Raw genomic sequence first — 270 nt, 5'->3', positions numbered from 1 at the left:
CTTGCCAGGCGCATTCAGGGCGGTGGTCGGCGTGAAAACGCAGGCCTTGCACCGCCTCGTCCCCCAGACGCGCACGCAGGCGTTCGCGCAGTTGCGCCCAGGGCAAGGTCTGTTGCGGGCGGTCGTCGAACAGGTCCTGGCGTTGCGGCACAAATACCGGCAAGTCCTGGGCCACCAAACGAAAGCCGCGTACCGGCGCGGTGACGTGCACCTGCTCCAGGCGCCCGCGGGCCAGCTCGAACAGCATCGCCGGTTCGCGTTCGGCGCTGA

1 pseudogene is annotated in these 270 nt (G+C 68.9%); it reads right to left on the bottom strand.

From position 1 onward, the window contains the following. Positions 1 to 270 (bottom strand): annotated as a pseudogene (locus KZZ04_RS19385) (hypothetical protein); the annotation flags it as partial.

Origin of the sequence: Pseudoalteromonas sp. CR1 (assembly GCF_019392235.1) — a bacterium.
Lineage (GTDB): Bacteria > Pseudomonadota > Gammaproteobacteria > Enterobacterales > Alteromonadaceae > Pseudoalteromonas.
This window is presented reverse-complemented; position numbering and strand designations above follow the sequence as displayed.